At 36.0% G+C, this 9,338-nt stretch carries 10 protein-coding genes; 4 read left to right on the top strand and 6 right to left on the bottom strand.

The genetic code is table 11. The annotated features are described in order from the left end of the window. Positions 1 to 243: 243 nt before the first annotated feature. The 4 genes from ACTJJ9_RS12630 to ACTJJ9_RS12615 all read right to left on the bottom strand — a co-directional run bounded on the left by ACTJJ9_RS12630 (position 244) and on the right by ACTJJ9_RS12615 (position 3,137). Positions 244 to 1,125 (bottom strand): ClpXP adapter SpxH family protein, encoded by an 882-nt coding sequence (locus ACTJJ9_RS12630; RefSeq protein WP_145584769.1) that lies wholly within the window; start codon positions 1,123 to 1,125, stop codon positions 244 to 246. Continuing rightward, positions 1,118 to 1,531 carry a globin domain-containing protein gene (locus ACTJJ9_RS12625; RefSeq protein WP_145584771.1) on the bottom strand — a complete coding sequence of 138 codons (414 nt, stop codon included), beginning with the start codon at positions 1,529 to 1,531 and terminating at the stop codon, positions 1,118 to 1,120. The genes ACTJJ9_RS12630 and ACTJJ9_RS12625 overlap by 8 nt, the downstream gene beginning before the upstream one ends. Before the next feature lie 362 nt (positions 1,532 to 1,893). Further along, on the bottom strand, positions 1,894 to 2,541 hold the full coding sequence (locus ACTJJ9_RS12620) for a lytic transglycosylase domain-containing protein (RefSeq protein WP_233452412.1): 648 nt from the start codon (positions 2,539 to 2,541) through the stop codon (positions 1,894 to 1,896). 11 nt (positions 2,542 to 2,552) lie between these two features. After that, positions 2,553 to 3,137 (bottom strand): CYTH domain-containing protein, encoded by a 585-nt coding sequence (locus ACTJJ9_RS12615; protein WP_145584775.1) that lies wholly within the window; start codon positions 3,135 to 3,137, stop codon positions 2,553 to 2,555. 152 nt (positions 3,138 to 3,289) lie between these two features. Between ACTJJ9_RS12615 and ACTJJ9_RS12610 the strand changes: the two genes are divergently transcribed. The 4 genes from ACTJJ9_RS12610 (at position 3,290) to ACTJJ9_RS12595 (ending at position 6,545) form a co-directional block, all read left to right on the top strand. After that, positions 3,290 to 3,664: a hypothetical protein gene (locus tag ACTJJ9_RS12610; protein ID WP_095303166.1), complete on the top strand. Its 375-nt coding sequence runs from the start codon at positions 3,290 to 3,292 to the stop codon at positions 3,662 to 3,664. A 265-nt stretch (positions 3,665 to 3,929) separates the two neighbouring features. Beyond that, entirely contained in the window at positions 3,930 to 4,553 is a 624-nt protein-coding gene (locus tag ACTJJ9_RS12605; RefSeq protein ID WP_095303167.1) for a GTP pyrophosphokinase, read from the top strand. A 222-nt stretch (positions 4,554 to 4,775) separates the two neighbouring features. Next, positions 4,776 to 5,585 (top strand): NAD kinase, encoded by an 810-nt coding sequence (locus tag ACTJJ9_RS12600; RefSeq protein WP_095303168.1) that lies wholly within the window; start codon positions 4,776 to 4,778, stop codon positions 5,583 to 5,585. 66 nt (positions 5,586 to 5,651) lie between these two features. After that, positions 5,652 to 6,545 carry an RluA family pseudouridine synthase gene (locus tag ACTJJ9_RS12595; protein ID WP_095303169.1) on the top strand — a complete coding sequence of 298 codons (894 nt, stop codon included), beginning with the start codon at positions 5,652 to 5,654 and terminating at the stop codon, positions 6,543 to 6,545. A gap of 237 nt (positions 6,546 to 6,782) precedes the next feature. Here ACTJJ9_RS12595 and prpE read toward each other — a convergent pair whose 3' ends face one another. Together prpE and ACTJJ9_RS12585 are read right to left on the bottom strand one after the other, a co-directional pair. After that, entirely contained in the window at positions 6,783 to 7,514 is a 732-nt protein-coding gene (gene prpE, locus ACTJJ9_RS12590) for a bis(5'-nucleosyl)-tetraphosphatase PrpE (RefSeq protein ID WP_095303170.1), read from the bottom strand. A 242-nt stretch (positions 7,515 to 7,756) separates the two neighbouring features. Continuing rightward, positions 7,757 to 8,932, bottom strand: a complete 1,176-nt coding sequence (locus tag ACTJJ9_RS12585) for an FtsW/RodA/SpoVE family cell cycle protein (RefSeq protein WP_095303171.1) — start codon at positions 8,930 to 8,932, stop codon at positions 7,757 to 7,759. Positions 8,933 to 9,338: the final 406 nt, after the last annotated feature.

The raw sequence follows: 9,338 nt of genomic DNA, 5'->3' as shown, positions 1-9,338 counted from the left end.
GTCAACTAATTCATTTATTTGACGAAGCATATTATCCTTAGGGACAACGATATCGTAAATACCAGAATATGGACTGAGGTTTAGAGATTGTTGATTGGAGATCATGCGAACACCACCTAAGAGTTTATATATCTATTATAAATGAAAAGAGCGAAGGCTTCCTCATAATATCGAGGAAGCCTTCGCTTTATTAAAGATATAGAGACTTTTTCAGTGGCCTCACTTTTAGCTCCAGTCTTTTTGTTAACTATTTAAATATCTCCAAAAGGTTCCATGCTTTGCTTGGACTTTTTCTACTGTTTGGGAAAGGACTAATTTCTTTAATTCCTTTTCAACTTCACATGTCGTCATATTATAGACAGCAGCAATTTCCGCAGTTGCAACAAATTGGTAGTGTCTTAAAAATATTTCTAATGGAGGTGTATGGGAAGGCTTTATTTTACTCCCAATCATCTCAAATAAAACTTGGACGTATAAATCATATGAATAAAGACCAGTAATTTTTAAACCTTCCTCTTCAACATTTTCACTAAAAAATGCGAGAGTCGGTATTTCATGAACATCCATTTCAGAAGTGATTTTTAAATCACATTGGAGCGCTTTTGCAGCAGCTTGTGAATGAAGGTCGATTTTAAACTCCTCAACATCGAGTCCGACTTTCTCAGCAATTTCAATTAACATAGATTCTTCAGAAACATTTTGACTTTCAATAAATAAATATTCCTGTAGTTTCCGTAAAAAGCGAAGGCCTGCTTTTCTCCCTTGTAGCTCTGCGGCTTTTATTGCTAAAGATGCCGTATAAGGTGTTGATAATGGATTTTCTAACCAAATCTTTCCGTCACAAGACATCCCTGTTCGATTTGCGGTCTTCTCCCATGCCTTTGCTAGCTTATCAGGTCTTTTTCTCTTTGTAATATTTAATGTTGCAAGACGTCCACTAATAATATGTCTAAGTGTAAAAAAGCGACCATATTCAATTTGCAGCTTTTTTATAATAGGCTCGAGTGCCCAACAGTCAGGACATAATGGATCAACAAACATATAAATTTCTAGCGGCTTATCAGGATGTCCATTACAATGTGAGAAAAAGAGAGAAGCATCCTTCATCTCACACTTGTTATTCATTGCTATATACCTCTTTCTGCTCATTATCTTCCTTAGTATTCACCATATGGTGTGCAGTAAGCTGAAGCCGATGAAGGAGAAAATCCTTTATGTCACCTGTTAATCCAACATCATTCATTGCCTCTTTCATACATTGAATCCATGCATTAGCCCTTGCAGGCGTAATCGGAAACGGAAGATGTCTTGCTCTTAACATCGGATGACCGTGCTCCTCTGTATAGAGCTGAGGGCCGCCTAAATATTGTGTTAAAAATTGTTTTTGCTTTCTAGCAGTTTCAGTTAAGTCATCTGGAAAAATGGGAGAAAGCATTGGATGTTTTTGTACTTTCCCATAAAAGGAATCAACAAGGTGTGAGAGCATTTCTTCACCTATCACTTCATACGGTGTTAGTTTTTGGTCAGTCATGTTGATAGCTCCTTTAAATTTGCTAAATCATTCATTCAAACAGAATTTCCTGATGTTTATCATTTATTGTTATTAAAATATGACGACTATGTTTACATTAATAGTGTAGTGACAACAATCATATAACTAATTCTTTAACAATATTATATACATTTTAACAAGCGTTTCTATATATCTCAAACAAATCGCTCGAAGCATGCAATATTATGTTCTAAAAACTATGGAATAAATAGCGTTTTGAAGGGATAGAAGGATTTTTGATGTTAGTATTTACCTATAAAATAAGGATAAATCGTTTTACGGAATTTTTGCTCCAAACAACAATGCCCTACATAATAAAAAAGTAGCCAATCAATAATCGGCTACGCTAGGTATGACTCTGTTATTTTCTTAACATAGTTTTGTGTTTCTTTAAACGGAGGAATTCCGCCATATTTATCTACATTACCTGGTCCTGCATTGTAGGCAGCAAGGGCAAGTGAGACGTCACCATTATATTTTGTGAGCATCTTCTTTAAATATTTGGTACCACCTTCAATGTTTTGGGCAGCATCAAACGGATTTTCGACACCTAGTGAACGAGCTGTTGCTGGCATTAATTGCATAAGTCCCATTGCTCCAGCATAGCTTTTTGCTGCTGGGTTAAAACCTGACTCTTGCTTAACTACCGCATGAATGAGCTTTTCATCAATCCCATATTTTTCCGCAGCTTGTTTAATCATGTCATCGATATCACCAGAGATGCTTGTTGGATTAGATACTTCAGTAGATGAAGTTGAATTGATATTTGTTAATGGAGTCTTTGTTTCTAACATAGTTGTTAACTCTTTTACGCTAATAGCTGGTTGCTCAGTTGCCTCGGTGTTTATTGAAGCTGAATTTAATAATGAGTTTAAAAGTTCTTGGAAATCTGATTCAAATGAAGAATCGCTATTAGTAGTGATACCATTGCTATCTAAATTTCGAAGAGCTTGGAGCTCAAGTAGTGTTTTATAGTATTGAGTTTTGATATCCAACCTCATTACCTCGCTTCTTTATATTTTTGCTCATAAAAACGACGAATTTTATTTTTAGTTTGGCGGACCGGAATAGAATATTCATTTAATAATTGAAGAAATGCTGCTTTTCCCTTTTCTTCATCTTGAACTTCATATTCTAATTCATAATCCTCTATATTTAAATATCGGCTATGATCCAAAACTATTAAGCCATTTTTATAATTTTTTTCGGCACGACTTGTCGTTAACGAACCGAAATAGGTAATGGTTTGTACAGCAACTTCTAATTTTTGAAGTTGTGCAACGACGGGACCTTCAGGCAGATTGCCAGATGTAATTATTGTTTGTGCCTCGTCATTTGTAAGAGCTTGATGTGTTTCTAATAATCCGATTTTTGCAGGCTCCTTTAACGTGAGGACAAACTGATTTTTCTTTTTGCGAATTCTAAGTGCAGCACCAAGCTCCTTAAGAGAAAACTGTGGAGTATCAAAATAATGATTTTCTTGTAGGATAAAATCATCCTCATCTATTTGAAATACTTTTTTTAGCTGGTTAAATTCGTCTTTAGTAAGTAGGTTTTTGAATTCTATTTCGATTTCTTGTGACATCTGATAGATTCCTTTCATCGATACGCATTATTAGCGAAAGTTAAATTCTTCACATAGCTCTATTATCGCTTGCATCTTGTTATTTCGCAATGTTATCATGTCAATTTTAATATGGTAAAATAATCAATGACGTGTAACGGAAGGAGATTTTTATGAACAAAAGAATTGATGTAAAAGAAGCAGTACTTGAAGCTAATCGTTTAATCTTACATACAGAGGATTCGTTATCTGAAATAAAAGGCAGCATGAATGCGAAAGGGCAAATGTTAGTCGATTCTGATCAATTAGCGTTTATTTATTTACTAGAAACAGACGAAGATTTTATCTATGCTGGATTACCGCATACGATATGGTCTAAATTAAAGGAAGCTTTAGATAAGAGCTTGCCAGTGTTATTAAAAATTAACGATAGTGAAGTAGAGCTAGTTCAGATAATTGATGAATTACGATATTTAATCGATAATATTAAAGGTAATGCTAATTACGGAGAAGAAATGGAAACAAAAGTGACGGAGGTATTTTCTTAAGAAAAGACTCTTTATTAAACTATTGTTGTTTTTAAGCATAACTTTGTAATAGTTGATAGGAGCGGAAGTGTGAGGCTTCTATGGGATGTGTGATAGGTGGTGCCACGCAGGTGTTAACCTTGAGTAGGCTCACCATCCACCCGTGGAATGCAGCATTGTACGAGAAAACCAACCTAGAAAGCAGCAACAAAGTTTACAAAAGCAGCCTTAGAAAAAGAAACAAGGTAATTTCGATTTGGCGGTGGCAGTCAGAGGGGGATTTTGTATGAAGCATGAACAATGGAAATTATTCTTGGCTCCTTATCATCAAGCAGTAGAGGAGTTAAAGGTAAAATTACGGGGAATTAGAGCACAATATGAATTACATCATACACACTCTCCAATTGAGTTTGTTACAGGGCGTGTAAAGCCTGTTGCAAGTATATTGGATAAAGCGAAACGAAAAGGCATTCCTTTAGATAAAATAGAAGAGGGTTTACAAGATATAGCTGGTATACGGATGATGTGTCAGTTTGTCGATGATATTAAAGCAGTTGTCGATATGTTGAAAAGCAGAACAGACCTTGAAGTCGTTGAAGAGCGTGATTATATAACTAGTAAAAAGGAAAGTGGCTATCGTTCTTATCATGTTGTAGTTAAATATCCTTTACAAACGGTAAATGGGGAGAAAAAAATTTTAGTCGAAATTCAAATCAGAACACTTTCTATGAATTTTTGGGCAACTATTGAGCATTCATTGAATTATAAATATAGCGGGAATATTCCTGAGGAAATCAAAGTACGTTTAAAACGTGCGGCTGAAGCAGCTTATTCATTAGACGAGGAAATGTCACAGATTAAAGGTGAAGTGCAAGAAGCACAAGTAATCTTCTCAAGGAAAACGGAATAAAAGCTTTTTCGTATAACCATTAATGCTTGAAAATTTTAAAAAATTCAACTAGCGGACGGACCGTAGAATGCCAGCATTCCGTTTGCCAAAATACATTATTTTCGGAAAATTAATGAAAAAAATTGTTCGAATAGCATTGCCATGGTAGATTAGAATCGGGTATCGTTGCTTTGTTATAGTAGTTGATTATGAAAAGAAATTGGTGAAAGGGAGTTAATATAAATGAAGTTTGCAATTTCATCTAAAGGTGATACAGTTTCAAACTCAATTATGCAAAAAATGAGGACATATTTGTTAGATTTTCAGTTAGAATATGATGAAGATCAACCTGATATTGTCATTTCTGTTGGTGGAGATGGAACTCTTTTATATGCCTTTCATCGTTATCGAAGTAGACTTGATAAAACGGCATTTATCGGTGTCCATACTGGCCATCTTGGCTTTTATGCTGATTGGGTACCAGACGAAATCGAAAAGCTAGTTATTGCGATTGCAAAAACTCCCTATCAGGTAGTAGAATATCCAGTCCTTGAGGTCATAATTAATCATAATGATGGTAGTCGTGAGGCAAGATATTTAGCATTAAATGAATGTACGGTTAAGAGCATAGAAGGCACTTTAGTTATGAATGTTGAAATTAAAGGTCAAACCTTTGAAACGTTCCGTGGAGATGGACTATGTATTTCAACTCCATCAGGAAGTACAGCCTATAATAAGGCATTAGGTGGTGCGATCCTTCATCCGTCGATTAGAGCGATTCAGTTAGCTGAGATGGCCTCAATTAACAATCGAGTGTTTCGGACAATAGGTTCACCGCTTATCTTGCCTGAGCACCATACATGTATGTTAAAGCCAGTTAACGATGTTGATTTTCAAATTACAATTGATCATTTAACATTATTACATAAAGATGTGAAATCAATCCAATGCCGTGTTGCAAGTGAAAATATCCGTTTTGCTCGATTTAAGCCATTTCCATTTTGGAAAAGAGTGCGTGATTCATTTGTCGGTGATGTCGGTAGGAAGGAATAACCTTGTTATTTTGTTAAAGTAATTGAAGTTAATTATAATTCAAGATGTTTATAGGGGTTTAATTGTATGAAGCCATTTCAGTTACAGTGGGTCATTAACAGCGAAGATGCAGGGAAATCGATAAAGGATTTTGTCAGAGAAAAGAAAATATCAAAACGTGCTTTAACTGATATTAAATTTAATGGTGGAGCTATTAAAGTGAATTCAGAAAATGTAACAGTGCGCCACGTTTTGCGAGCAAGCGATCTTTTGACCGTAATTTTTCCTATTGAAGAAAAGGGCACAAGCCTAAAAGCGGAAAATGACGTACCGTTCGATATTGTATATGAGGATGAGCATTGTATAGTAATTGATAAGCCGCCATTTATCCCTTCGATTCCCTCTCGTGAGCATGTAAGTGGAACGTTAGCAAATGGTTTGATGCAATATTATGAGACACATCAAATCCATTCGACAATCCATATTGTTAATCGCCTAGATAAGGATACATCGGGGTTAATGCTTGTTGCAAAACATCGCTTTGCCCATTCGTTGTTTTCAGAGCAGCAAAGAAATAAGGAGATCAAGCGCACTTATTTTGCAATTGTGCACGGTGTTCTTAAGGAGACAGCTGGAACGATTTCAAGGCGAATTGGTCGAAAGGATGATAGCATCATCGAAAGGGAAGTAAGAGAAGATGGTCAAGAGGCAATCACACATTATCAAGTTCTGAATACCTTTCATAACAAGACATGTATTGAATTAGTGTTAGACACTGGAAGAACGCATCAAATTCGTGTCCATCTTTCATCTATTGGTCATCCTCTTTGCGGTGATACATTATATGGGGGGAGTCAGGAGCAGATTAACCGCCAAGCATTACATAGTGTAAAGCTTTCCTTTTGGCATCCAATCTTAGAAAAAGAAATGGAGTTTATTTCTGAGATCCCTGAAGATATGAAAAAACTTATGACAGAATGATTGTAAGATGAGTAGTTCAATTTTGGAGTAATAAGGTTATTCCTATATTGAACTACTTTTTTACATGGACGAAATTAAGGAGGTCGGTTTTTAAATGGCTTGTAAGAGTCGTTTCTAACCAAATGCAAATTGTGGTGGGATATATGTATTTGTAGGGTTCGTTTGAAGTTATACATACTAAGTATGAAAGATCCATTTTTATAATGGCTGGACCTACACCTGGTAGTTTTTTCGGGATTATCTTCTAAATCTTTCTTCATCAAACGGAATGGTTGAGGGAACAGAAACGATTTCATCCTCAGGATAGCGATAGGCTGTAAGCTTATTCCCAAAAACAGCACCTGTATCAATATTAATTGTCTGCTTCGTACGTTTTGCCTCTAACACGGGTGTATGCCCATAAACAATAAATGGCTTACCTTGATAGTGCAATGCCCAATCCCTGCGTTCAGGAGTACCATCTGGATTTTTCTTGCCGGTGATATCACCGTATAATACAAAGGTTTTGATAGCATTGCTTGTCTTACCGATATAGTCCTCACGAATTCCCGCATGTGCTACGATTAACTTCCCATCATCGAGAACTTGATATAAAGGAGCTGATTCGTATATCCAGATAAACTTTTGTTTAATCTCCATTTGTTGTGAATGTGAAAGAGCATCATACTCAGCAACTGTTGTCTCTAACCCATGAGAAATTTGCACTTTATTGCCTAGAAAAAAACGATAAAGCTTATTGCAATGATTTCCTGGAGAATAAAACGCCTGTTTCTCCTTCAACAATCGATACACAACGTCAATCACTCGAATCGAATAAGGGCCACGATCCGTTAAATCCCCAACAAAAGACAGCTTCCGATTGCTCGGATGAATTGGAACTCCCGAAGACCAATCATACCCAAGCACCCTAGTCAACTCCTCAAACTCCTCAAAACACCCATGAACATCCCCAATAACATCAACCTTCACAACATCCACCTCCTAATGGGGGACAGTCCCCAAAAATATATAAAATCACCACTAACTAAATCAAAATGTAAAAATTAAAACAAATTGGGGACAGTCCCTCGCTAGCATTTTTGTAGCCTCATGTTCTAAAAAGGGGATTAATCAAGAAAATTGGGGACAGTCCCCAATAAATAGTCCCCAATAAATTGACTCCAATAATTGACCCCAATAAAAAAGGTACCCATTCATAGGGTACCTTTATTTCAGTCAAACATGTATTTTCTTGTGCGGGATCGGACGTTTAGGATGATGCCGATTGCGACCATGTAGGTGGCGAGTGAGCTTCCGCCATAGCTTATGAATGGTAAAGGAAGTCCTGTTATTGGCAGTAATCCAATCGTCATTCCAATATTTTGAAAGACTTGGAAGGTAATCATTCCGATAATGCCTGTACATAAATAGCTTCCAAATGGGTCATTGCTTTCAAGTGAAATATGAATCATACGATAAATTAGTAAAAAGAAGAGTGAGATAACAATACTTCCGCCAATAAAACCAAATTGCTCTGAAATAATGGCAAAGATGAAATCAGTATGGGCTTCAGGTAAATAAACCTCTAGATTTTGATACCCTTTCCCATGTAATTCCCCAGAACCGATTGCTAATAGAGATTTAACGAGCTGGAAGCCCTGCTCACCAGAGTATTCATATGGATTTAACCATCCATAAAAGCGATCTAATTGATATTCTTCACCGCGTAAAACGTACTTAAGGAAGAAATCAGGAAATTTAATAAATGTAAAGATGAACGCTCCAGCAATTATAAGAACAGAGGAAACAGCTGTTAAAATGATTCGCCATTGAATTCCCGATACTAATATTAGAGATGCAATCACGGCACAAAATACCATCGTCATCCCCATATCTGGCTGTCTAATTAACAAGAGAATTGGTGGTATTGCAGTTGCAAAAAGCTTCCCAATTAATAGAAAATCATCTGAAAGAGAACTAACTGGGTATTTCTCTCGATGCTCAGTAATAATTTTGCTCAAAACAATAATCAAGAATATTTTCATTAACTCTGATGGCTGGAAATTCCCAAGTGGTCCGAGTTGATACCAGCTTGTCGCACCTTTAATCGTTTGGACAATTGGTTCAGGTAAAATTTCTAATCCTAGAAGCAACAGCATACCAAAGCCGTATAAATACCAAGCTAATTGCTTAAATCGGTCAAAATCGATTAACATAGTTAGAACAACGGCTACCGACCCGATAATATACCACTGAATTTGCTTGACGGAAAAGTTAATCCCTTGAAGTGCTGAAGTAAGAGTCTCTTCAGCACTATTGATCGCAATCGTGCTAACTAAAGCTAATAAAAACATGATAAATATTAATGTATAATCAATTTGATGTTGGGGAGATTTTTGAGATGTCATAAGATGATCCCTTTCTAAACATTTAAGTTGAAATTAATCCTAGTGTCATTGTATCATTAACCATCTTAATGGTTTGTGAACGATTTGAAAAGATTCCTTTGTCGGATTCTTAATAGATTGTAAAATTTTTATGAAGGTTTAGGAAGAGAATTGAGTTTTTCTTACGATATCATATAGAATATTATAGTATTTATCCCGAATACCAGGTAGCTTAATCCCCTTATAAATGACGGGGTACATCCTAAAAATTCTTGCCATTGTGTGTAATGAATGGAAAGTTTAGAAAAATACAACAAAGTCTTCCTACAATACGAAGGAGCATTAAAACAGTAAGGGACTTTGACATGAAATCGTTATGGAAGATGATTACGCATAGTCCACCATACATCTAAGTTTCCTTCATGGT

This window comes from Metabacillus sp. 22489 (assembly GCF_052044855.1).
Lineage (GTDB): Bacteria > Bacillota > Bacilli > Bacillales > Bacillaceae > Metabacillus > Metabacillus niabensis.
This window is presented reverse-complemented; position numbering and strand designations above follow the sequence as displayed.